Origin of the sequence: Aquimarina sp. BL5 (assembly GCF_003443675.1) — a bacterium.
Lineage (GTDB): Bacteria > Bacteroidota > Bacteroidia > Flavobacteriales > Flavobacteriaceae > Aquimarina.
Genome location: NZ_CP031963.1, coordinates 1,136,851 through 1,163,535 on the forward strand (window position 1 = coordinate 1,136,851; position 26,685 = coordinate 1,163,535).

Sequence of the window (26,685 nt, forward strand, 5' to 3'; positions counted from 1 at the left end):
TATGCTAAAGAACGTAATAATATACCTTATATTAATATTATATTCTTGTGGAAAGGAAAAGAAGGACCTTGCAAAAAATAATACTTCAAAAAAACCAAATATTATTATTCTCTATGTTGATGATTTAGGTTATGGAGATATAGAATCTTATGGTGCTAAAGGAGTAAAAACACCAGAATTAAATAAGCTAGCGACTAACGGGCTTCAATTTACAGATGCCCATAGTGCTGCAGCAACGTGTACACCTTCCAGATATGCTTTATTAACAGGAAATTATGCCTTCAGAAAAGATGCTAAAGTCCTTAAAGGTGATGCACCATTATTAATAGACCCGAACCAAATCACATTACCTAAAGTGCTACAAAACGCAGGTTATACAACAGGTATTGTTGGGAAATGGCATTTAGGACTAGGCAACGGAAACATAGATTGGAATACGAAAATACAACCTGGTCCAAATGAAGTAGGCTTTGATTATAGTTTTTTATTACCATCTACAGGAGATAGAGTACCTACCGTTTTTATGGAAAACGGTTATGTTTTAAATAAAAAAACTGAAGATCTTATAATAGTAGACTATAATAATAAAGTAGGCAATAGACCAACAGGCGAAGAAAATCCTAACTTAAGAAAACAAGTTGCAGACCCACAGCATAACAAAACTATTGTTAATGGATTAAGCAGAATTGGATATATGGGTGGTGGAAAATCTGCTGAATGGATTGACGAAGATTTTCCTTATGTATTTAATAAAAAGGCAAACGAATTTCTAGAAAACAACGCTAAAAATCCATTCTTTTTATTTTATTCTTTTCACGATATTCACGTACCAAGAGCACCACATCGAAATTTTACCGGAAAGAGTGATATGGGACCAAGAGGTGATGCTATAGCTCAAGTAGATTTTGTAGTTGGTGAGATTATAAAAAAAGTAGAATCACTTGGTATTGCAGATAATACACTTATTATTTTCACAAGTGATAATGGCCCTGTACTTAATGATGGATATGAAGACAACGCGGTCGAATCTTTAGGAGAACATAAACCGAGTGGTCCATTTAATGGTGGAAAATACAGTATTTATGAAGGTGGAACCAGAGTACCAACCATAACCTATTGGCCCAAAACAATTAGTCCTGGCAAATCAAATGCGTTAATGAATCAAGTGGATTTATTAGCGTCGATTGCTCACGTAACAAATCAAACGCTTCCAAAAAATATTATCGATAGTGAAAATTTTTGGAATACTTGGATTGGCAAAGATAATACTGGTAGGAAATCGATGATCGAAGAAGCGTACACACTAGCCTACATAGAAGGGAATTATAAGTATATACAACCTAAAACTGATAAAAATTTTAATTGGATTAAAAATGACAAGGGAATAGATGCTGGTATTTCGAATAAACCTCAATTATACGATTTAAAAAATGATCCTAGCGAAATCAATAATTTAGCTTCTCAATATCCTGAAAAAATCGTAGAATACGAACAAAAATTACAATTTATAATCAAAAAGAATTAAATGTATCCACATTAATTCCTCATAAAAATCATGAAAAAATTTATCCCTATTTTAGTCTTTATTTGTTTTACACATGTTGCTATTTCCCAAAATCCATTAATCACACATATGCATACGGCAGACCCAACTGCTCGTGTTTTTAATGACAAATTATACATTTATCCATCACACGACGCCATTCCACCAGAAGGTATAAAAGCACCACGTTTTTGCATGCCTGATTATCATATTTTTTCTCTTGAAAATGGAAATACGTGGAAAGATAATGGTGTTATTTTAGACCAAAATGAAGTGCCTTGGGGAAAGAAAAATTCATACGGAATGTGGGCACCGGATTGTATAGAAAGAGATGGAAAATACTATTACTACTATCCTGCACCACCAAACGATGGGACAACTTTTAGAAGAATAGGTGTTGGCGTTTCAAAAAGCCCAACCGGACCTTTTACATGGGAGAAAGATTATATAAAAGGTATTGATGGCATTGACCCAGGTTTAATGATTGATGACGATGGTCAGGCTTATATATTTTTTGCAGGCGGTAAAACTATAAAAGGCGCCAAATTGAACAAAAACATGAAACAAATTGATGGCGACGCTATTAAAATTCAAGGTATTCCTGCAGGTTACGTCGAAGGCCCTTTTCCTTTTAAATATAACGGAACCTATTACTTAACCTTTGCTCATGTTTTTCCAGATGAAGGCTACACCATAGCATACGCAACAAGTAAATCACCGCTAGGTCCTTATGTCTATTCCGGAAAAATAATGGATAATATTGACAATGGGACCAACCATCATTCCGTAGTAAAATATAAGGGCAAGTGGATTTTGTTTTACCACTGGTGGAGCATTAGCGGCTACAGTAAACTACGTTCTATGAGAGCCGATTATATGGAATTTAAAGACGATGGAACCATTAAAAAAGTAAAACCAACACTCAGAGGTATTGGAAACCCAACAATAAATGACACCATCCAAATAGATCGATATAATAGTATTCAAAATGCGAAAACGACATTTGTAGGTGGAAACGAACCTAATGGATGGATGGTTTCTGATACTAAAATGATGAGTAACGTACGGTTTAATGGTGTTGATTTTGGTGAGGGAAAAGCAACCAAAATACAAGCAAGAGTGGCTAGCGGACAAAGAAATGGTTCTTTTGAAATCCATTTAGGTGGAGCAAAAGGGCAATTAATCGCCACCTTTCCAGTAAATTACACTGGTGGCTATAATACTTGGGAAACCATTGAAACCGATATTATTGATAAACCAACAGGTCTTCAAGATATAACTGTAGTGTTTAAATCAGTTTGGGGCGCTACTAAAATTGTAAACTTAAATTGGTTACTGTTAAAAGAATAATCTAGTCATGAGAAACCGTCTTACGCTATCATTATTATTACTTTTTGTCTTTCAGGTAAATGCGCAAAACAGACCCAACGTTATAGTGATTTTAGCAGATGATATTGGAGTGGGCGATATTTCGGAATATAGAAGACTTACTAGTAATACTATTATTGTAGAAACACCTACGATAGATGATTTAGCCAAAAATGGTGTGTTTTTTACTGACGCGCATTCGCCAGCAGCACTTTGTGCACCCACACGTTACGCTATAATGACCGGAAATCATTGCTATAGAAGTTATGCCCCAAGAGGTGTTTGGGGAAGTTATCAGAAATCACCAATTGTTGATACTGACATCACTTTGGGACAACTCATGAAAAACGTTGGATACGATACTTCATTTTTTGGGAAATGGGGATTCGGCATGGATTTTGCCCGAAAAGACAATCCTAATATTATTTATAGAGGTCCAAGACATAAACCAGAATTGGAAGTGGATATTACAAAGGTAATTGATAAAGGGCCTCTACAAAATGGTTTTGATTATAGTTTTATGTATCCGGCAGGAATTCAAGCAGCACCTTATGCTGTTTATGAAAACGGGGAGCTATATCCTTTACACAAAAAATCAAAAATTGTTCAAATCACTCAAAAGAATATGGACAAATTAGGATTTAAGCTTGATAAAATGGAGGGATTAGGCGACAGCCACTGGAATCCTTTTAAGGCAGGCGAACTTTTAGTAAACAAAGCTGTAGATTTTATTAATAAAAAAAGAGATAAAGACAAACCTTTCTTTATGTATTACTGCACTCAAGCTGTGCATAAACCACACACTCCTTCAAAAGAATTAAATGGAATTGATATTGCTGGGACCACACCTTCTAACCACTTAGATATGGTAAAAGAGTTGGATATCCAAATAGAAATGATTGTAAATGCACTAAAGAAAAAAGAGATTTATCAAAATACCTTAATCATCTTTACATCTGATAATGGTGGATTACAAATTCAAAAAACCATTAAGTCCGGCCATAAATCTAATAGTAATTTTAGAGGAGGTAAAAACCAAGCTTGGGAAGGTGGAACAAAAGTTCCTTTTATTGTGCATTGGCCGGAAAAAATAAAACCAAACACTTCAGATAAATCTATCTTAGGCATTGATATTGCAGCTACTTTAGCCAGTTTAACAAATCAGAAGTTAGAACTAAATCAAGGCATGGACTCCTCTAATCTATTGCCATTTTTAGTCGATAAGGAAAATATTGAAGCACATCCTTTCTTAATAAATCAAGCAGGAACTGGTAATGAAAATATGATTAGAAAAGATGGTTTTAAATTAATTCTCAAAGTTGACAAAGACGCAGATTTCCAGAAAAATCAAAAATTAATTGCTTTGTTTAATCTGAATGAAAATCCATCAGAAAAGGAAACTCATAACTTAATAAACAACCCTAAGTATAAGGAGAAAATTAGTGAACTATTATCACTTTATAACAAGACTAGAGCCAGCAATATCCAAACTGGAGTTAAATAAAATTGATAAATTAAAATCCGCTATGTATTTAAAACTATTGAAAATAGTACTTGGTTTTTTAATTTGTATGAATGGTTTTGCACAAAAAGTACCAGACACATTTACTAATCCCATATTACAAGGCTTTTATCCTGATCCATCAATTTGTCGCGTTGGAGACACTTATTATATGGTTAACTCTAGTTTTGAATGGTTTCCTGGGCTACCTATTCATCGGAGTCACGATTTAGTAAATTGGGAAAAAATTGGATATGGATTAAATCGTAGTGATCAAATCATATACAAAGATGGATTAAAAAATTCTAACGGTATATTCGCCCCAACTATTCGTCACCATAATGGTATTTTTTATATAATATCTACGATGGTTGGGCAAAAAGGTAATTTTATCATAACGGCTAAAGATCCCTCAGGTCCTTGGAGTAAACCGATGTATATTAAAGATGCACCTGGTATTGATCCATCGTTATTTTGGGACGATGATGGAACTTGTTACTATACAGGAGCGGGTATCATAGATGGCTCTCAAAAAGAGTGGAAAGGAAAAAACGGTATTTGGATGCAAAAAATAGATCCTAATAAAGGCATATTACTTGGTGAAAAGAAACAACTGACGTATGGACACGCTTCAAATGCTCGTTGGGCTGAAGGTCCACATTTGTACAAAATAGACGGTGAATATATGTTACTTATTGGAGAGGGAGGTACAGGTGAGTTTCATGCTGTTACAGTCTTTAACAGTAAAAATATATGGGGGCCATACATACCAAATCATGCTAATCCAGTGCTAACCCATAGGCACTTAGGAAAAACATACCCAATATTGCAGACAGGACATGCTGATTTAGTACAAACTCAAAATGGAGATTGGTGGAGCGTAATGTTAGCTAAAAGGCAGATAGAAGGCTATGTGACTCTAGCTAGAGAAACCTTTTTAGCAAAAGTAAAAATGACTGAGCAAGAAAGCGGTATTACACCTATTTTTAACCCTGGAGTTGGACTTTTACAACAAAGGCAATTACGACCAAAATTACCTTGGACAACAGTACCAAAAATAAAAGAACGTGATGATTTTAATGAAGAATCACTTGATTTAAAATGGAATTTTTTACGTACACCTAACTCTCAATGGTATGAAGTAAGAAAAGGAAAACTAGAAATTAAATTACGTCCAACAGTTGTAACTCAATTTGTAAATCCATCATTCATTGCACAACGAACTCGTCATTTTAACTACCAAGCATCAACCAAACTATCTTTTGATACTAATAAAACCAACGAAAAAGCTGGCTTAGTAATTTATCGTCGTCACGGAAATAACTATCAATTGTTAAAAGAAAAAAACAAAATATCATTGATCAAAGTCTTACAAAAAGGCAATAAAGGCGAATTTAAACCACAGATCATGGCATCAGTTCCCTATAAGAAAGAAGATGTCATTTTTAGTGCTAAAGTTGAAGGGTTAAAAGTGCAATTTTTCTATGGCGAGAATGAAAAAAAACTAATCCCCATTGGTGATACAAACGATTATACCATATTATCTGACGAAGTTGCTCAAAAATTTAATGGTATTTACGTTGGAATGTACGCTACTTCATCTGGTAAGGAAAGCAATAAGATTGCTAAATTTGATTGGTTTACATATCATAAAACAACAGAATAAATATATACGTCATGTCCATCGTTTTTATTGGAAGTTATACTGAAATGATTGCACCCAATTTTGGTGGTCATGGCATTGGTATTTCCACATTAGAATTAAATGATCAAACAGGTGAATTAAAGCTACTTCATTCAACAAAAACAAAAAATGCTGGTTATTTAACAATTTCTAATGACAAACAATTTTTATATACATGTACAGAAGTTGTTCAAGATAAAAAGCCAACGGTAAAAGCATTCAGGATTTTAAAGAATTATTCTTTGGAATTTATTAATGAAATTCAAGTAAATGGAAGTTTACCTTGTCATATCAGTTACCATAATAATGCTGTTTTTATTGCTTGTTATGGCACGGGAAACATTCTGAAATACTCTACAAATAGTGGAGGTAAGCTACTTAAAGAAACACATAACTTTGTGCATTCTGGTAAAAGCATCAATATTGAAAGACAAGAAGCACCACATGCCCATCAAATTGTAATCCATCCGAATGACAAACATCTTTTTGTACCAGACTTGGGTATTGATAGTATTAAAGTATATAATTTGGAAACTAATTTTTCTGCTAAAAACGGATTAGATATTCCTACAAAGAAAGGTTTTGGGCCAAGACATATTGTATTTCAAAAAGAAGGTAGGATTGGCTATGTAATTAGTGAATTAACTGGTAAAATAGGAATTTTAAAAGAAGAGAATCATATTTTTAAAATTAAAAAATATGTCGATTCTTTGCCAAAAGATTTCACTAAAACACCAAGTGCTTCGGCCATTAGGATCCATCCAAACAACATCTTTTTGTATGTTGCTAATAGAACTCTAGATGCCCTTACTATTTTTAAAATTGTAGATGATGATTTAGAACTTATAGATTATCAATCTACAAACGGAAATACGCTACGAGAATTCAACATTTCACCTGATGGTACTTGGTTGATTGCTTGTTTACAAGATTCTGATGAGACCATCGTATATCAAATTAATACTGATGGAAAACTACTAGAGAAACATAGAACTAACTTGGTAAAATCAGGTGTTTGTGTTGCTTTTTTATAAAATTACTTTGTAATTTCGATTACAATTTCTTCACTTTTTACATCCCCAGAAATCGCTTGAACTTTTATCTCTGAAGATTTCAAATTAGATTGTAAAATTAATAATGCTCTGCCATATTTTGTCATTAACTTATTACTCTGATAATCTTGCACATTAGCGTTATGTCCATTATCAACACCTAGTAATTTTGCATCACCCTTAATAATAAATTCGACTTCTTGCTCTTCATTTTTAATTGGGTTTCTATTTTTATCTTGCAACTGAACCGTGATATGTGCCACATCATATCCATTGGCTCTTAATTTATTTTCGTCTATTTGTACTTTAATATTTGCAAACTCACCAGCAGTTTGTATACTATTTTTAACTTCTTGATTTTTAACAGATTTCGCAATTAATGTGCCTTTATCATAAGGAACTATCCACTTTAAAATATGATCTTCCACATCTTCTAATTTTTTAATTCCTAAAGATGTATCATTTAAAAAAAGTTCAATTTCTGGTTGATTTGTATATACTTCAATCGCTATATTTTCTCCTTTTTCGTAATTCCAATGTTCATTTACTTGATGCCATCCCCATTTTTGTTTTTTAGACCAACCTATTTCTTTTTCGACTACGTTTCCTGTTGCTGTTCCAATTTTATACGGTGATTTCTCTTGTGTTTGTGTCGTTATATATATATGCGGTTTATCGTTCCAAAGTGTTTTAAACATATGAAATGCTGGCTTCTTAAATCCTGCAAAATCTAACAACCCACTAGAACTCCCTCTAATTGGCCAAGCCTTAGATTCGCCCATATAATCTATACCAGTCCATAGAAAAATTCCAGAGATATAAGGTTTATCCTCTATAGCTTTCCACTCGTGATATTTTGCCCAGTTTTCAGTACCTAAAAACGTTTTATCAGGATAGTTTTTATAGGAATATTCATAAACAGCCTGTCTATAACTTAAACCAACTAGATCTAAAGCGTCTGCATATCCCGAAAAATTACTGACCGCAGGAATCACTAAATTAGCAGTTACAGGTCTAGTAGTATCTATTTCTTTCACCCAATTTGATAGGTTTATTGCAGTTTTTGCCAAATCATATTCTCCTTTTTTAGTATTTCTAAAATTATCTTTTATTTTGTCAATAGGAAAAGGTGGTGCATCATAATAATAATTTACATCACCTACTTTATTAGATCCCCAATATCCTGTGGCTTGTCCATATTCTGGGTAAGTCCATTCTATCTCGTTACCGATACTCCACATAATGATCGATGGATGATTTCTGTCTCGCAATACCATACTTTTTAAATCTCTTTCAGACCATTCTGTAAAATGCTCAGTATAGCCAGATGCGAGAGGGTTTGCCGCTTGCTGATTGTAATTATGCTTTTTATCCTTTGGATTATTCCATTCATCAAAAGCTTCATCTTGTACTAAAAAACCCATATCGTCACACAAATCTAAAAATGCTTTTGATGGAGGATTATGAGCTGTTCTAATAGCATTTACACCTGCTTCCTTTAAAACTTTTAATCTACGTTTCCAAACACCTAAAGGGACTGAAGCACCAACTAAACCACCGTCATGATGCAAACAAACACCCTTAATTAAAGTGTTTTTCCCATTTAAAAAGAAACCTTTATCTCTATCAAAAGAAAAACTTCTAATCCCAAATTTCGTTTCTTTTTGATCTATTATTTCATCATTTAAAATGATTTCTGAAATTGCTTTATATTGATTTGGATGTACAATATCCCAAATTTTAGGATTCTGAATTATTATCTCTTGCGACTCATTTTTTAACGCATTTGAAGCTAGTTTTATCCTAGATTCCATTGATGAAATTATTGAATCTTCATAGTAAATAGTCGTTTTTAAAACAGCCTCTTTTTCATCTTTATATTGATTTTTAATATCAGTTTTAATAGAAACTGTAGCTTCTTTTTTAGAAACTTTTGGAGTGGTGATAAATGTTCCCCATTGCGGAATGTGTAATTTGTTTACAGTAACTAATTTTACATCTCTATAAATACCGGATCCAGGATACCAGCGACAATCTATATATGCCGAACGGTCTACTTTTACCTTAATCTCATTGATTTTACCTACATTTAAAAACTTCGTTAAATCGTATTTAAACGGAATATATCCATATGGCCTTTTGCCTAAATAATTGCCATTAATCCAAACTTCTGAGTTCGTATATACTCCATCAAACTCTATCCAAGTTATTTTATTTTCAGCTTTTTCGGATAGTGTGAATTCCTTTTTATACCAGCCTATACCACCTGGTAAAAAAGCGGTTGCGCCAGAAGTGTTTTCTTGTGTAAAAGAATGCTCCACACTCCAATCGTGGGGTAACCTTACACCTTTCCAGATTGTATCTTTTTTTTGTCGATCAGTATCTTCTAAATAAAATTTCCAGTCGAAATTAAAATCTTTAGAAATTCTTGCGTCCTCTAGCTGAGTTTTATTACAACTAAATAAAATAATACTTAGTGCTATTAAAAAAATATTGTTTGACTTACACATGAGTTCAGGTTTTAGAAAAATAAAAGATTATTGTTTTATCAATTTATAGGTATGCCATTTCGGTTTATTAGTACTATAAATTTCATCTCTAATGACTTTCAACCGTTTCCAAAGTGCGTCTTCTTTTGGTTTAATGGTAAAGTATTTTTTTATATTTTTCAAATTCCAATCGTGCCAACTTTTACCTATAGCTTTAGCATTTTCTGCCAATAAAAATTCTTTTTTTGCTTCAAAAGTATCTTCGCCTTTATAGTCTCTTAACATTCTAAATTCTATAAAAGTGATGTTTCTTAAACTATCTTGAGTTTTATGGTATTTGTTTACAATTTCAGCAACTTTTTCAGCTTGCTTATATTGCGGTGTGGCTTTATAATCACTTAAATTCACGCCTGTTTTTAGTACTTTACTAGTAAACTCTCCTAAGTTAACATTGTCTATCATCAGCGTATAATTTCCTTCTTTCAATTTATTTATTCTAAGAAATTGATTATTAATAGTCCTATTAATTGGTGCTATTTTATTTGCTTTCGCACTTAAATCATTTTCTATAGGAAAAGGCAATGCACTTTCTAATACTTTAAATTCTAGTTTATTCGTAAAAACAACCTTTGCGTTATAAGCTTCTTCAACTTTTTCCTTTAAAGGATTCACTACGATATTAGAAACATAGGTTGTTGGAGATACTGTTTTCATCATTTCGAAACCCATTATTAAATGACCCAAATCTTGAGGATGTATCCTATCTGGTCCAACAATGGTGAAATCCTTTTCCTTGGCTTGTTCTCGTTTGTTAATTGTTTCCATAAATGAATGAAAATCAACAACTATAGCACCATATTTTTCTCCCATTTTTTTAATATGTTCAGCGCAAAATGCCAAAGCATCGTTTGTACCAAAATCATTATTACGTTCTTGCCTTCCCGTTTGGTCGTAAATTGATGGTGTTATAAAAATGGGTTTTATGCCATTTTCCACTAACCTTTTTGCAATTTCTTCAGTTTTTAGCATATAACTATTTAATGCCTCTTTTCGCTGTTTTAAATTCTTTGCGTCAGGCTTTTCTCTTGAATATAAAAATCGATTTACATCATTCATTCCTGCCATTAAAAAAGCATGAGTTGGTTTTCTATCCAAAATGTCATAATCAAATCTACGCAACATACCACCCGCAACATCACCTGCAATGCCTGCATTAAAATATGCTACTTTTTCGTTTGGAAAACGGGTTGCATTGTAAAGATGAAAAAAGTTATGATAACGTCCATCCTGGGTAATGCTATTGCCAATAAAAACAATTCTATCCCCTTCTTTAAAGGTTGGATTATTTTTATTCTGAGCATTTAACGCAATAGCTATGAACACAAAAAACACTTTTATATAATTTTTTATATCACTCATTTTAATGTTTTAATTTTTATGTTTTTAAATTCGATTCCTTGGCCTTCAGATTGTAAACCGATGTAACCTTCTGTTAACAATTTACCATCTACTTTCTGCTTTGGATCATGCCCTTTAATTACACGCCCACCTATTTGTGGTTTTGTATAACGCAAAACTTCTTTACCATCTACTTTATGGACAACTAAGGAGTCTTTGTAAACAATTAATTCTCCAGAAATCCATTGGTTCCATTTATATGTTTTTGAGCTTGAATTAATGCAATGTCTTGGGTCAATTTTTCCTTCAAAAACAACTTCAGTTCCTGGTGAACACATATTTCCTGTTGGTCTTGGATCGCCTTCTTTTTCTTCTGCTAATAATTGATATTCTACAGAAATGGGCCAATTCTGCTCCTTTAAAATGGTTTGTGGTGCTTGGGAATGAAACATGATACCACTATTTCTAAACGTAAAAACAGGTGCATCGTCTAACCATTGATCTAAAAACTTATAGTCAAATTTTAAAATAAATGAAGAAAAGGGTTTCTCATAAAAGAGGTGCCCAAAACGTTCGCCAAATTTTCCATCTTCATATTCATCATATACAACTTGAATTTTACCATCAGTAACTCTAAACGTATTGGCATAATTATCGTCAACCTTGTGATGATACAATTTAGGAATCCAACCGTCTAGATTTTTTCCGTTAAATAACGATTGCCATTCGTCCTTCTCTTCACTAGGTTTGCAAGCAAATAATAAAAAAGATAAGACACTAACTCCGATTATATTAAACTTCATTTTATTTATAAGATTCAATTTTTAAAGTTTCAGATTTTATACCATTCGTTGTTGCTGATACTTCAATTTGACCAATTTCATTGGTTGCTTGAAGAATTAAAATTGCTTTTCCTTCATGCGTGATAATTTTATTGGTTTTATGATTTTGAACATTCATTTCCCAACCGTTATCAACCCCAATGTTTTTTGCTGGTCCAGAAAGGTTAAATGTCACTTCTTTATCTGCATCTATTAGTAAATTTCCGTTATCATCTAATAAGTTAATGGTTACGATAATCACCGATTTCCCATCAGCAGTTAAACTTGTTTTTGTAGATAAAATATCTATTTTGGAAACTTCGTCTTTGTGAGTGTTCAAAATGTATTGATCTACCTTTTTACCGTTATTATAGCCTATAATTTTTAATTCTCCTTCCTTATATGGCACTAACCATTTTAGAATATGGTCAGTTTCTATAACATCTATTAATTTTTGTTTTCCTAAAGATGTTCCGTTTAAAAATAATTCTGCTTCTTCGCAATTGGTGTAGGTTTGAACTATTACTTGCTCATTATTTTTATATTTCCATTTAGGATTTACTTTATACCATTCCCATTTACGTAACATATTCCAAACTGGCGGTGGACTTAATTGCATTTCGAATTTCCAACCGTCCTTTTCTGAATATGAAAATTCAGATTCGTCTGCTGGTGTAGTTACCATATAGATTTTGGGTTTTTCTGTCCAAAGTGTTTCGTAGAAGTGTCCTCTTGGTGTTTTAAAACCTGCAAAATCAAAAAATGAAATATTTAAACCTTTTCGTGGCCAGGGACCGGCTTCTCCTAAATAAGCAAAACCTGTCCAAACAAAAATTCCTGATACAAAATCGCGTTCATTAATGCTTTTCCATTCTTTATAATCTCCCCAATTCTCTGAACCTAAAATCTTTAAATCTGGATAAGTTTGGTGTGCTAAATCGTAATCTGAAGCTCTGTAATTATACCCAAAAACATCTAAGGCTGTTCCGTAACCACTAACCATGCCTATTGATGGCAGTACACTACCTGCGGTAACAGGTCGTGAGGTATCTACTTCTTTTACCCAACCAACCAATTGTTTTGCTATTTTGGCTAATGGATCTTCACCTTCTATATTTTGATCTAACGCTTCTTTTATCATTTTAAAATCATAGTTTGGTGTCACATCGTAACCTTGCGCACCCGGCTCACTATTAACATCACTAAACGTTTTAGAATAATGCGGAAACGTCCATTCAATCTCATTTCCAATACTCCACATAATTACAGATGGATGGTTAAAATCTCTATGTATTAAACCTTTTAAATCACGTTCTCCCCATTTATCAAAATGTTCTGGATACCCTTTTGAAGCTTCTTCGGATGCTTTGTTATCACCGATGTACTTTTTGCTTTTTAGTTTCGGCACATTCCATTCGTCAAATGCTTCATTCATTACCAAAACACCTTGTTCATCGCATACTTCTAATAATTCTTTTGAATGTGGATTATGTGCAAAGCGAATCGCATTAACACCAATAGATTTTAGTTTATTTACACGATATTCCCAAATTCCTTTTGGTACTGCAGCACCAACTGCACCTGCATCATGGTGCAAATTAACGCCTTTTATCTTTAGACTTTTTCCGTTTAATGTAAATCCTTTTTTAGCATCAAAATTAAATGTTCTAATTCCAAAAGTTTCAGTAGTATTATCTACCAAGGCATTATTTTGATATAATGCCACTTTTAAGCTGTACAAATTAGATTTTTCTGTAGACCATAATTTTGGGGTTACTATCTCTATTTCCGTTTTAGGAACCACCAATATTTTCTTTAAGTCTATTTTTTTTGATATTATTTCAACATTATTATGTAAAACCGTATAAATTAAAGACAAATTTTTATTTGATTCTCCATTGTTTTTCAGGCTCGTATTTATACTAATTGTTGCAGAATTCTCGGTAACTTTTGGTGTTGTAATTTGAACACCCCATTGTGCAATGTTTATTGGCGATTTTTTAATCAATCGTACTTTTCTATAAATTCCAGAACCTGTATACCATCGAGAATCGACATAAGCAGTTCTGTCAACTTTTACCGCGATTGTATTTTTTGTACCATGATAGTTTAGATGCTCTGATAAATCATAAGAAAAAGAACTATAACCATTTGGCCTTTTTCCTAAAAACTGTCCATTTATCCAAACGCTAGAATTATTGTAAACACCATCAAATAAAACTGAAATTTCTTTACCCCTATCTTCTTCAGTTACTATAAAATCTTTTCTGTACCAACCTATTCCACCTTGTACAAAACCTGTACTTGATGCTGTTTCTCCTTCTTTTTTATAGCCTTTTTCAATACTCCAATCATGTGGAATATTTAAAGTTCTCCAACTAGTATCATCAAAACTAGATTTATAGGCATTAGGTTGATTTCCGAGATTAAACTTCCAGTTGTCATTAAAGTTTTCTATTACTCTTTCTGTATTTGTCTCTGAACAAGAGATTAAAAGGAATAATACTGCTATATAACTTAACTTTTTCATATTATCTTTCAATTTTAAACGAACTCGCTGGCAAACCTGCTTTGTTATATAAGGTTGGCTCGACCCAATTTGTAAATGCATATTTAACTTGTGTAGGATTATTTACCTCTTCTGACCAAACGATCAATTCATCCCCTGAAATTGCAACCTTAGCAGGATAAAACACCCCGTCTTCCCCAGCAATCTCAAAGTTATTTTCTTCGCTATTTTTCAACACTAAACCATCAGCAATATGTTTAAAAGACAAAAATGCTTTTCCATTTTTATAAATTGCAGAAGAGATTTCGGGTCCAGAAAAAACTACTTCTTTTTTATAGTCTTTATTCAAGGCCCAATATGCTAATCGTTTCCCTACATCTTGTTTTTTGTGCGGATGAATATTATACTTATCACCCAAATCTAATAAAACCGCCATACCCGTTTTTGGTAACTTTTGTGTTTTAAACTGGGCTTCTCTTAATTCTGCTGTGTTTTTCCCTTTATCATTATCATAATTCTTTAAAGGTGCGATTTGAGCAAAGTAAAATGGTATTTCAGCATTCCAATCGCTTCTCCATCTTTTAATTAATTTTGAAAACAGCTTTTCGTATTCTTCGGATGGATTATTCGTGTTCGATTCACCTTGATACCAAATAAACCCTTTGATTTTATAAGGTATAATTGGTTTGATCATAGTATTATATAAAGCAGTCGGAGCTTTTTGCTCTACTATAAAAGGTAAATATGGCTTTTTAGTATAAGCATAGTTTTCATCATCAAAACATTGTAATCGCCGATTGATATACTCTGCTGATGGTAAGTATTTCCAGTCTTTGTATAATTGTAAAATGGGTTTTTCATTTTGAATTATTTTGGGTTTTTCTTCTGAAACAAAACCAGCTTCTCCCCAAACATCAATAATTCTTATTGCTAACGTATTTTTTCCTGTTCTTAATAGTTTTTTAGGGATTTCATAACGACGTGCTTTACGACGATCAGATTCTTGATATGACTTTCCGATTAATTGTCCATTTAGGTAGCACTCATCAACATCTAGTAATTTACCTAAATACACGTGCAAGGGTTGATTAGTATCATATTTTGCTAATTCAAAATCTTTCCTGTACCAAACGACACCGTCATAATTTTTAATATCTAGATCTTCCCAATTAGAAGGTAAATCTGTAGTTAACCAGTTGATATCATTATAATCTAAATCTCTGTATTGTTGATCACACAACATAGTCTCTTCAAATTTCAAAAGATTCCGCCCGTGGTTAAATTTTGCATCTTCTAACCCTTTTATCCACGCATCATAAACTCCTACATTAGCTTTAACCTCTACTAATTCCTTTTCCAAATTATGAAATCGGGATAAGTCAGTCAACTCCTCTTCAGGAAGCCAAGCCTCGATAGGAGAACCTCCAAAACTAGAATTTAGCAAACCGATAGGTACATCTAAATTTGTGTGTAATTCTCTTCCAAAGAAATATGCAACAGCAGAAAACCGACCAGCATTTTCAGGATTACAAACTAACCATGAACCTCCAACATCTTTTTGAGGCAGAATATTATAACTTTTCTTTACATTAAACATTCTGATTTCAGGATAATTAGCATTTCTAATTTCTTCCTTGTAGTTATAAATCGAATCTTTTGGCATCCATCCTCGTAAAGGCATACCCATATTAGATTGTCCAGAACAAATCCAAACTTCGCCAATTAATACGTCTTTAATCGATATTGTTGTTTCCTTAGATGTAATTTTAAGCTGAAAGGGACCGCCGAATTTTGGTGTTTGTAAACTTACTTTCCACCTTCCTGAAGCATCAACCTTTGCGATAGTAGTATTTCCCCAAGAACCGGTAACGGTAACTTTTTCACCTATGGCTCCCCAACCCCAGATTGGTACTTTACTTTTTTGTTGTAAGACTACACCGTCTGAAAACAATTTAGAAACAGACAATTCTTGAGCCCTACATACAGTAGAAATGAATACAAGTATCAGCCAAAAAAAGTATTTTTTCATGTTAATGCGTTGTTTTTTTAGTCACATCTTCTAAAATTATTTCTTCTCTTATATCCGATGCGGTTATATTAAATTTTACATTTTTTAATTTTAAATTTTCGATATGCCTACCGTACAAACCATAAGCAGGTAATACTTTAAAAAAGCTAAATTCCGGATATTCTTTTTCATTTTCTTCTACTGGTTTTAATACTAGATTTTTTTCACTTCCTGGTAAAGTAATTTCAATATTTTCGAGTAAAACACTTTCAATTTTGTGATTTTCAGTTCCTGTAATAAATATACCTGAAGGTGAAGAAACCCTTGAAGAGTCTAGACTTCTAGTTGTAGCTCTAATATTTTTGATATTAATGTTATTTATACTCCCTACGCTTTGTTTTTCAGCATTTCTATAGGTTCTTAAACGTTCTCCAAGTCTAATAAAAATGGGCATATCTACATTTTCCATTTCAATATTATCAATAGTTATGTCGTTAATATTTGCACCATCAACAGATAATAATTTTATTCCACCTCCTTTGGTATCGTAAATTTTACAGTCCTTTATGTTTATGTTATAAAAATCTCCCATGGACTCTGTACCAAATTTTATAGCTCCCCAATCGCTTTTTAGTTCGCAATTTTTCACAAAAACATTGTACGTTGGTTTTGGGCTTGTAGTTTTTATACAAATAGAATCATCGCCAGTATCTATTTTAGAATTGGTTATTTTTATATCAAAACTTGAATCTAGATCGACACCATCATTATTGTGGTTTGCATGACTGTAAATTGAAATGTCATCAACTTTTATAGTATTTGATTGATAAAAATGACATGTCCATGCAGCTGGTTGTCGTAGATTAATATTTGTGAGATTAATATTATTTGAGCGAACAAAACGAATTAAAAATGGGCGATTTCTTCCAAATTTTTTCTCTTCGTTTTTATCAATGTTTAATTCTTTTATTTTTTGTTGGATGTTTTTATATAGGAAAGCCTTACCATTACCATCAATAATTCCTTTTCCAGAAATACCTATGTTAGCTGCATCAGTAGCACCAATTAAGCAATTTCCTCGTTCTTGACCTGTAGCGTCAGTAAATGCATCAGTACTTTTATAATCTTGTGGATTTGAACTGCCTACTAGTTTTGTGTCTTGAGAAACATGTAGTGTGACATTATTTTTCAAGAGAATTGTACCACTTATATAAATGCCCTTATTGACAATAACTTTACCGCCGCCATTTTGAGAACATTTATCTATTGCTTTTTGAATGAATTTTGTATTGAGTGTTAAACTATCACCTTTGGCACCAAAATCAGTAACATTATAAACTTTGTTACTTGATGACTTACAAGAAATTAAAAGTATGATTAGTATAAGTAGTGCTATTTTTTTCATTTACAAAACGTTTAAATATTTAAGTCGTTCTTGAACCTGTTCATCTCTTTTTACTTTTGGGTTTATGTTCTCGAGTTCAATATTAAAAGTATATTGTTGATAATGATCTTGAAGTAATACAATAGAATTTAAAATTAATAAGGCTTCTAATTCATTCTCAGATTCATAAAGCGATTTTAGTATATCTTTAGAAGGCTCTTTTTTACCAATAATGGCTAAAAACTCTGCCGCTCTCACTCTGTTAATGAGTTCTTTGTCGTCCTCAATAATTTGTAAAACTTCATCAATGAAAGCATTTGCTTTTTTATTAAAACTACTGCAAACAACTAAAGCCCAATAGCGCTCCCAAGGGTCAACAGATTTTATACTTTTTTTAATTTTAGAGTCTGCTTTTTCAAAATCTAGTAAAGCCAAATTGGCAACATCAATATATTTTGAAATATTTTTTTTATGGTTTTGTCCAAACTTATAAGGGTTTTCAAAAGCATTTTGCACTAAAAAATGCTCTGGGAAGAATGACAAATCTGGCATGGTTTTCATCCACTTATTTAAACCTTGTCTCATTTCTTTGACGGTTTTTTTATAAGCAGACTCCTTTGCTAAATTATTAGTCTCATATGGGTCTGCTTCTATATTGTAAAGCTCTTCAGGTGATTTTGGTTCAAAAAATTGTGATTGTATTGCATTGAGTTTCCCTTTTTGATGTAAATCTTCCCATTCTCTATATGCCAATTGTTTATATCTATAATTATTCATTAGGGCATCTACATTAAATGGCTGAAAATTTCTGATGTACTTATATTTTCCTTTTCGATAGCTACGAACCATATCGTATTTCTCATCAAATCTATCTGCATAACCAAAAGTTTTATCTCTTTTTTCAACTGCTTTAGTTTTTACATTCTTACCAAGAAATGGTTTTCCATCTATTGATTTAGGGATTTCAACTCCAGCAACGTTTAAAATTGTTGCTCCAAAATCAACAAAACTCACAAATCCATTTGCGTTAGAACCTACTTTATAATCTGTGAAATCCTTGTACTTTTCAGGAACATAAATCACTAATGGAACATGTAAACCTGTTTCTTTTAAATAGCCTTTACTTTCTGGTAAAACACCACCATGATCTCCAAAATAAAAGATGATAGTATTCTCTAGCAAACCATCTTTTATAAGTTTAGAAAGCACTTCTCCTACTTCTTTATCCATTTGTGCAATCTTTTCCCTGTACATAGCATTTGTGTACTTTAAAAGTGCTGTTTGTGGATGATTTGGCTGTACAAAATTTTGATTTATTGTTTTATTTATAGTGACATTTTCTTTAGGAAAATGCACGCTACTTTCGTGTGTACTATGAATGTTATGAACATAAAAAAATGGCTGTCCTTCTTCTCTATTCTTCCAACTTGCTTTTCGAGAAGAATCATCCCAAACATTGTTAGATTTTATAAAGTTATAATCTTCTTTAGCATTGTTTGCTGTATAATAACCTGCCTTTCTTAGGTATACTGGAAACATTTCTAAATTTTCTGGTAGTGTTACTTTTTCTTGAGTTCTATGATAATGTGATGCTAATCTAGGTCCATAGTTAGATGTAATTAAAGTAGATCTTGCTGCACTACAAACAGCTGCGTTTGAAAATGCATTATTAAAAGTAATTCCTTTTGCTGCTAACGATTCTATATGAGGAGTCGCTATTCCATTTTTATCAAATAATTTCATGTAATGCTTAGAATTATCTTCAGATGTTATCCAAACAATATTTGGTTTTTGGTTTTTGTTTTGAGCACAGGCAAATACCGAAAACAGTATTGTGAAAACGAGTATACTAGTAAGCTGTTTCGTAAAACGATATTTTTTTAGCATATAATTTTTCATTCTAATTTCTTAGTCTCTTTTTTCACCAAACTTTCATTTTATTATATTCTACCTTAATATTAAAACACATACTATTAATATAAATTTATTAGCCATAATAATTTTTAAAGTTTTTTATAATATCTAGAGTGTGCGCTGTTTTTTCTGCCATTCTAAAAAATCGATGAGTACTACTTTAATTAATGTATTTTGCTTTAGTTATTTTTTTATAATTTGAGGTTGCGCTTACAATAGTTCCATCTTTTACATCGTCAAAAACAATAGGATATCTGTGGTCTTTTCCAATTGTTTTAATCTCAAAATTATCAACAGACAATCCTTGTACGTGTCTTGCAAAAATGCCATATGCTGGTAAAGTACCAACTAAATGAAACTCTGGCCACCAACCATCTAATACCTCTAAGGTATATTCTTTAAAATTGGTCTTTTTAGCGTCGGCTATCGTGCCTCCTCCCGCAACAATCATTTGAATATTATTTAATTGAATATCGGTAATATCATTATTAGGCATTCCTGTAATAAAAATGGCAGAATCTTTATTTAAAGCAGAATTATCTACTATAATTCCATCAAAAATAAAATGATGCATAGCTTTCATAGGATACATTTCCTTTGGCGCATCTACACAAGCTCTTTGTTGTGCAAAAGTCATGAATATTGGTCTTGGTACGCTTTTCATAATTAAATTAGAAAAGCTCATATTTTTCATTTCTCCTCCTTCATTTAATTGAATTTTCAATCCAGCATCTTCTATATCATGAAATGTACAATTAGTAACAGCAATCGATTCTATATCCCCTCGAGATAATAATCCAATACGCATTCCTGCCCATTTACTAGTAAACGTACAGTTCGTTACTACTATATTTTTGCTTGGTTTTTCTTTAAGTGAAGCTTGAATACAAATAGAATCATCACTAGTATCAAATGAAGAATTTGAAACTCTAACATTAGTACAACCGTCAAAATCTAAACCATCTCCATTATTATTTACACGACTTATAATTTTAATACCATCAACTAGAATATCATTACAATAAAGCCACGCTGATGTCCAAGCAGCAGAATTTTTTAAAGTCACATCTTTTAGGTGAATGTTATTACTATTCATAAAACGAATAAGCATTGGTCTACCTATTTTATTATTGAAATTTTTAAAATAACCATTGCCATCTATGGTCCCAAAACCTGTAATACCAAATGATTTTGCGTTACGAGCAAAAATTAAACAACGGTCCATATGTTTCTCATTCTTATACATGTTTTTATGGGTATCTGTTGTATAATCTTCAATATTTGGACTACCTAAAAGAACAGCACCGTTTTGTATATGGAGTGTAACAAAATCTTTCATATAAATGGTACCAATAACAATAGTTTTACCAGAAGGAATTACAACATTTCCACCACCATTTTTGGAACAGGTATCAATAGCCTTTTGTATGGCTTTTGTATCTTTTGTAATCCCGTCTGCTTTTGCACCAAAGTCTAAAACGTTGTAATCTGTAGCGGACACAACAAATGATAAAAACAAAAAATATAAAAGCGTCATTTTTTTCATACTTATAAATATTTTTTAAACTCTTTTGAAATATCTAAAGTATCTTTTGTCTTTAACTGCCAATTTTTAAAATCCTTCATTAAGTTTTTAATTATTGGTATTGCATTTTTTTGGTTTTTTAAATTTGTGGTTTCCCAAGGATCTTTTTCTAAATCATACAACTCTAAATCACTCGTTTCTGGAAATAAAATAAGTTTTTTATTGTCTTTTATAATGGCTCTTTGGTCGTAAAACATTGCCAAATAAATAGATGTTCTCGTGTCTTTGTTTTCTTCTACAATAGGACTTAAACTTTTAAAATCTATATTTTCTGGGGATTGAATCGCCAACATATCAAGCAACGTGGGGAAAACATCCTGCAAATAAACTCTGTTTTTTATCTTTTTATTAGCTATCATTTTAGGTGCCTTAATAATAAGTGGTGCTGTAACGCTAGGCTCATAAACACATACTTTACCAGCTACGCCATTTTCGCCAAAGCTTATACCATGATCAGACATAAATACAATTATGGTATCGTCATAAATACCTTTTTCCTTTAATGTAGAAATAATGTTACCAATTCTCTCATCCATATGCGTTACCATAGCATTGTTCTGTTGCACACGATTTTTCATGGTTTTCGCACGCAAAGGATTTCTTGTGTATTGGTATTTTATATTTGTGTTTAACGAATCGCCGTCAATGACACTTGGTGGTAATATTATATTTTCTGATGGATACAAATCATAATACTTTTTTTCAGTTTGCCTTGGCACATGTGGTGCATTAAAAGCAACATACACTAAAAATGGTTTATCATCTTTATAACTTTTAATATAATCCACAGCTTCTTTGGCAGTAATATCCGTAATATGTCCTTTATCCGTATTATAAGTTTTTAATTGGCCTTCCGTAATGGTTCCTGTTTGTTCAAAAACATCTTTAGCTTCATTTCCATAAGCATGCCATTTTCCAGTCATATATGTGGAATAGCCATTATTTTTCAAAGTCTCTGGAAAGCTTTCTGGTGCATTCTTTTTTGTGATTTTTTGAGACTTCCATAAATATTTTCCATACAATAGCATAGTTCTACTCGGTACACAGACTGCAGGCGCCCAGCAACCCATATTATATGCGGAAGTGAAGGATGTACCATCTTCTGCTAATAAATCTATGCTAGGGGTTTGTATCGATGGATTTCCGAAAGCACCGACTGCTTGATTACTTTGATCATCGGATTCTATAATTAATATGTTGTACTTTTTCTGCTCCCTTTGTTGAGCATTACAAAAGCTAAAAAAAAATAAGATTGAACCTAAAAAAAGTGCTTTTTTCATCTTAATTATCATAATAAACTAATCTTTATGAGCTTCAACATTTCCTCCAATATCATTTTCCATGTAACCCTCCAAAACAATTTTAAACGCGTGTGCATATTTTGAAGGATATTCCTTTGGCGCCTGAATCACCAAACCTTCTTCGTTTCTTTCCCATGCTACTCTTTCATCACTACCTAAAAGTTGGATATTCTGAATTTTAGAGTTTAGAACTCCTAATTTTGTACTAAAAGATTTTATGACAATCGAATCTTTTGGTGTATCCATTACAATTGCATAAAACTCCTTTTCTGTTTTTTTAGTAAAACGAATATCATTGTTAGTGTACTTTATCTTCTCTTTTTCTACTTTATGCCCGCCTTCTGACAATCTGGTAGGACCTTCGCCAAAAATTGTCCAAGGTCTTGTACCATAAATTGCATTGCCATTGATAGTCAACCATTGTCCAATATCCAATAATAAATCTCTCATTTCTTGCGGAATATCGCCATTTGGATCTGGAGGAACGTTTAACAACATAATGCCATTTTTAGCAACAATATCTACCAAAATATCTACTAATTCGTTTGGTGATTTAAATTGCGCGTTGGGCCTATAAAACCAAGCACCTGGTGATGTATCTGTTAGCCAAGTTGGATTTTTTGGTTGATTTGGTCTTCCTCTTTCATAATCTTTAATAGCTGTATCAATTGGAAACGTTGTTTCTTTATAGGCAACTGCTACTTCTTTTCCCCATTCTTCTGCTTTATTATAATAATATGCTAAAAATTCTTGACGTGATTCTTCCGTCATATTTTCTAACCACCAATCAAACCAAATTAAATCTGGCTGATACACATCAATATATTCTTTTAGTTTTGCCCACCATTCTTTATAAAAACGCTCATCTGGCGTATCAGAATCTAAAGCGTGTGGACTTGTATATAAATCATAATCTACTTCATCTATATTCCCGTGTGCATGTGCTGGCGCGAAATACTTCCAAGTGAATGCATGATGAAAAGAGCCCATAAACTTCATATTTCTAGCTTCTATTTCTTTTTTCAAACTTGCAGAAGGATCTATTCCACCGTAATTCATCGAGTTCCAACGCGTAGCTTTACTATCCCACATTGCAAAATTATCGTGATGCATAGCTACCGGTCCCGCAAATTTAGCCCCGGATTTTTCGAATAATTCCGCCCATTTTTTTGCATCGAACTCTGAAGGTTTAAATTGTTCAATAACATGTTTGTAACCAAACAATTTTGGGTCTCCATATTTGTTTTTATGATGTATAAAATTACTTGTAGGACTACCTTTTTTTGTTGGAACAATTTTTCCGTCTTGATACATTAACATACCATGCCAACCACCATAATATTTCTCAGGATCTATACCTTCATACACTGTCGACACTGGACCCCAATGTGTATAAATGCCAAATTTTGCATCTTTAAACCAATCAGGTACTTGATTTACTTTTGCTAAAGATTTCCAATTTTTTTGATATTTTTCTTGACTTTCGTTTTCAGTTTTTGATTTATCATCAACGCATGATGATAACATCACCATAGATAATAATACGAAACTTTTTAGAGTATTGATTTTCATATTATTTAGAATTATTCTCCTGTTTTAATTATTAATTCACTGGCTTCTAATACTTCAGAAGTCGCTGTAATCTTAATTTCTCCTGCTTCCTCTGTAGATTTTACAACCAATAAACATTTACCACTAAATGCATTACGTTCTGGTATTTGAAAAGATTTTAAAGAAGTTGGATCTCCATTTCCAACAGCTTCTAAAACACCTTTGCCTTCAATTTTAAAATTGACTAAATTATCCGAATTTGGACAAATATTCCCTGCTTTATCTTCAATTGTAACAGTTATAAAAGATAAATCTAATCCATCCGCAGAAATCGTTTTTCTATCTGCGACTAAACTGATTTTTGCAGGTTTTCCTGCCGTTTTTCTGATATCCGTTGCTACTTCTTTACTATTTTTATAGGCAATAACTTTAAGTTCTCCAGGCTGATAAGGTACATCCCATGACAATCTATATTTTGTTCTAAACATACCTTTTTTAAACTCGTGATATTCTGATGGAATTTCTGTAATATCCTTTCCTTTTATTTTCTTTCCGTAAGACGTTCCATTTAGAAAAAGTTCTACTTCTTCTGCATTAGTATATACAAAAACAGGAATGTTCTCACCTTCTTTTCCTTCCCAATTCCAATGCGGTAAAACGTGAACCATGGGTTTTGTAGTCCATTGGCTTTGATATAAATAGTATCTATCTTTAGGAAAACCCGCTAGATCAACTGGTGCAAAATATGAAGAACGTGAGGGCCAATCGTCATTCCAGTAACCATTTGTAGAATTATCTCTCCCTCCATAGGGCGTAGGTTCGCCTAAATAATCGAAACCTGTCCAAATAAACTCTCCTAAAGAGCGTGGTTGTTTTTCTTGTGCTGCGAACTCAACATCTGGAGCATATGCCCAAGGTGGACCAACTATAACATCGTAACTAGATACCTGGTTAGTTTCGTGCTTTTCTTTAAATTCTATGGGTAAATGATATACGCCTCTGCTACTGGTTTGTGATGAAGTTTCTGAACCATAAACAAGATATTTTGGGTTTTTCTCTAAAACCTCATCATAATTTTCTGGCCAATAATTCATACCGATAACATCGACATAATCGGCTAATTTATTTTTAAAAGGTGCCGGATAATAGTTAAAACCGATGGTTGTAGGTCTGGTATTATCTTCATCGTGACAGATATCATTTAACATTTTGGCTACTTTCCAGCCATCATCTTGACCTTGCTCTAAAATTTCGTTACCAATACTCCACATAACTACTGATGGATGATTTCTATCACGCTTTATCATATCGCGCAAATCGCGCTCATGCCATTGGTCAAAATATTTATTGTAACCATTCGGTACTTTTCCTTTTCTCCATTCGTCAAAAGCCTCTACTATAACTACTATCCCTAACTTATCACAGATTTCTAAAATCTCTGGTGACGGTGGGTTATGACTCGTTCTTAGCGCATTTATACCCATACTTTGCATAATTTGCATCTGGCGTTCTTTGGCTCTGTAATTTATTGCGGTTCCCAAAGGTCCTTGATCGTGATGCATGCAAACACCTTGAAATTCGAACGGTTTCCCATTCAACAAAAAGCCTTTTTCTCTTTCAAATGCAATGGTGCGTATACCAAAATCAGTTTCATAAGTATCCACTAAACTTCCATTAACATAAAGACTACTAACCGCTTGGTATAATACTGGTTTTGTTGTATCCCATAATTCAGGATTACTAATTTCTAAACGTACATCTTGAACAGCTTTAGCATTAAGAGCAACCTCTGTCTCATTCGAAGCAACTTCTACTCTATTTTTATCCTTGATCACTGTTTTCAAGGTTACGCTTGAAGCTGATTTCTTATAGTCTTCAATTGTAGTTTCAATATTTATTGTTGCTTTGTCTTCTAAAACTTCGGGTGTTGTAATAAAAGTACCGTATTGCGGGATATGTAACGAATTATTTATCTTAAGGCGAACATTTCTATATAATCCCGCACCAGGATACCAACGTGCTGCTAAATCCTCTGGTATTAGTTGTACGGCTATAACATTATCTTCTCCAAATTTAACATGATCCGTTAAATCAAATTCAAAACCAATATAGCCATATGGTCTTTCGCCTATATAATTATCATTTAACCAAACTTTGGCGTTATTCATGGCACCATCAAACTCAATAGAAATTTTTTTGTTTTCATTTATTTTATCAACTGTAAAATGTTTTCTGTACCAAGCTTCACCGTGGACTGGCAACCCTCCTGTTCTTGCATTGTATTTGTTAGAAAAAGGACCTTCTATTGCCCAATCGTGTGGTAAGTTTAATTGTCTCCATTCTGCATCATCAAAAGCTACCAAATTACCGTCTTTAATTTCTCCTTTTTGAAATAACCAGCCCTTATTGAAATTTTTATCTGCTATTGGAATATCTTGTTTTGATTCACAAGAAAAGAAGACAAAATTTAAAGTAAAAAAAAGTAGTATTGTAATCTTTTTAAAAGCTTTCATTAGCGACTATTTTTAATTGAAAAGAAATGAAAATTAAATATAAATTTTTCGTTACCATTCCTAA

At 32.6% G+C, this 26,685-nt stretch carries 16 protein-coding genes; 5 read left to right on the forward strand and 11 right to left on the reverse strand.

Annotated features, from left to right (window positions below; genetic code table 11):
* Position 1: 1 nt before the first annotated feature.
* The 5 genes from D1818_RS05005 to D1818_RS05025 are packed head-to-tail and all read left to right on the forward strand — an operon-like array spanning position 2 to position 7,130.
* Positions 2 to 1,525: a sulfatase-like hydrolase/transferase gene (locus D1818_RS05005; RefSeq protein ID WP_118456692.1), complete on the forward strand. Its 1,524-nt coding sequence runs from the start codon at positions 2 to 4 to the stop codon at positions 1,523 to 1,525.
* Positions 1,526 to 1,555: 30 nt separating this feature from the next.
* A complete protein-coding gene (locus D1818_RS05010; protein ID WP_118456693.1) occupies positions 1,556 to 2,893 on the forward strand; it encodes a family 43 glycosylhydrolase in 1,338 nt (445 codons plus the stop codon).
* Between the two features lie 7 nt (positions 2,894 to 2,900).
* A complete protein-coding gene (locus D1818_RS05015; protein WP_118456694.1) occupies positions 2,901 to 4,415 on the forward strand; it encodes an arylsulfatase in 1,515 nt (504 codons plus the stop codon).
* Positions 4,416 to 4,452: 37 nt separating this feature from the next.
* Positions 4,453 to 6,078 (forward strand): glycoside hydrolase family 43 protein, encoded by a 1,626-nt coding sequence (locus tag D1818_RS05020; RefSeq protein ID WP_199726260.1) that lies wholly within the window; start codon positions 4,453 to 4,455, stop codon positions 6,076 to 6,078.
* 11 nt (positions 6,079 to 6,089) lie between these two features.
* A complete protein-coding gene (locus tag D1818_RS05025; RefSeq protein WP_118456696.1) occupies positions 6,090 to 7,130 on the forward strand; it encodes a lactonase family protein in 1,041 nt (346 codons plus the stop codon).
* A gap of 2 nt (positions 7,131 to 7,132) precedes the next feature.
* Here the strand turns inward: D1818_RS05025 and D1818_RS05030 are convergent, their stop codons facing one another.
* The 11 genes from D1818_RS05030 to galB form a co-directional block, all read right to left on the reverse strand.
* Positions 7,133 to 9,658 (reverse strand): glycoside hydrolase family 2 TIM barrel-domain containing protein, encoded by a 2,526-nt coding sequence (locus D1818_RS05030; protein ID WP_118456697.1) that lies wholly within the window; start codon positions 9,656 to 9,658, stop codon positions 7,133 to 7,135.
* A 27-nt stretch (positions 9,659 to 9,685) separates the two neighbouring features.
* On the reverse strand, positions 9,686 to 11,056 hold the full coding sequence (locus D1818_RS05035) for an SGNH/GDSL hydrolase family protein (protein ID WP_118456698.1): 1,371 nt from the start codon (positions 11,054 to 11,056) through the stop codon (positions 9,686 to 9,688).
* The gene (locus D1818_RS05040) at positions 11,053 to 11,838 is read right to left on the reverse strand and encodes a DUF1080 domain-containing protein (protein WP_118456699.1); all 786 of its coding nucleotides are present in this window, start codon (positions 11,836 to 11,838) and stop codon (positions 11,053 to 11,055) included. The genes D1818_RS05035 and D1818_RS05040 overlap by 4 nt, the downstream gene beginning before the upstream one ends.
* 1 nt (position 11,839) lies before the next feature.
* Complete coding sequence (locus tag D1818_RS05045; protein WP_118456700.1) at positions 11,840 to 14,386, reverse strand: sugar-binding domain-containing protein; 2,547 nt, start codon at positions 14,384 to 14,386, stop codon at positions 11,840 to 11,842.
* A gap of 1 nt (position 14,387) precedes the next feature.
* Positions 14,388 to 16,394, reverse strand: a complete 2,007-nt coding sequence (locus tag D1818_RS05050; RefSeq protein WP_118456701.1) for a sialate O-acetylesterase — start codon at positions 16,392 to 16,394, stop codon at positions 14,388 to 14,390.
* A 1-nt stretch (position 16,395) separates the two neighbouring features.
* Positions 16,396 to 17,778 carry a glycoside hydrolase family 28 protein gene (locus tag D1818_RS05055; RefSeq protein ID WP_118456702.1) on the reverse strand — a complete coding sequence of 461 codons (1,383 nt, stop codon included), beginning with the start codon at positions 17,776 to 17,778 and terminating at the stop codon, positions 16,396 to 16,398.
* Positions 17,779 to 19,656 (reverse strand): sulfatase, encoded by a 1,878-nt coding sequence (locus D1818_RS05060; RefSeq protein WP_233558502.1) that lies wholly within the window; start codon positions 19,654 to 19,656, stop codon positions 17,779 to 17,781.
* Between the two features lie 175 nt (positions 19,657 to 19,831).
* On the reverse strand, positions 19,832 to 21,217 hold the full coding sequence (locus D1818_RS05065; protein WP_118456703.1) for a glycoside hydrolase family 28 protein: 1,386 nt from the start codon (positions 21,215 to 21,217) through the stop codon (positions 19,832 to 19,834).
* A gap of 2 nt (positions 21,218 to 21,219) precedes the next feature.
* Entirely contained in the window at positions 21,220 to 22,536 is a 1,317-nt protein-coding gene (locus D1818_RS05070) for a sulfatase-like hydrolase/transferase (RefSeq protein WP_118456704.1), read from the reverse strand.
* Between the two features lie 18 nt (positions 22,537 to 22,554).
* Positions 22,555 to 24,129, reverse strand: coding sequence for an alpha-L-fucosidase (locus tag D1818_RS05075; RefSeq protein ID WP_118456705.1), 1,575 nt, complete (start codon positions 24,127 to 24,129; stop codon positions 22,555 to 22,557).
* Between the two features lie 11 nt (positions 24,130 to 24,140).
* A complete protein-coding gene (gene galB / locus D1818_RS05080) occupies positions 24,141 to 26,621 on the reverse strand; it encodes a beta-galactosidase GalB (RefSeq protein WP_118456706.1) in 2,481 nt (826 codons plus the stop codon).
* Between the last annotated feature and the right edge of the window lie 64 nt (positions 26,622 to 26,685).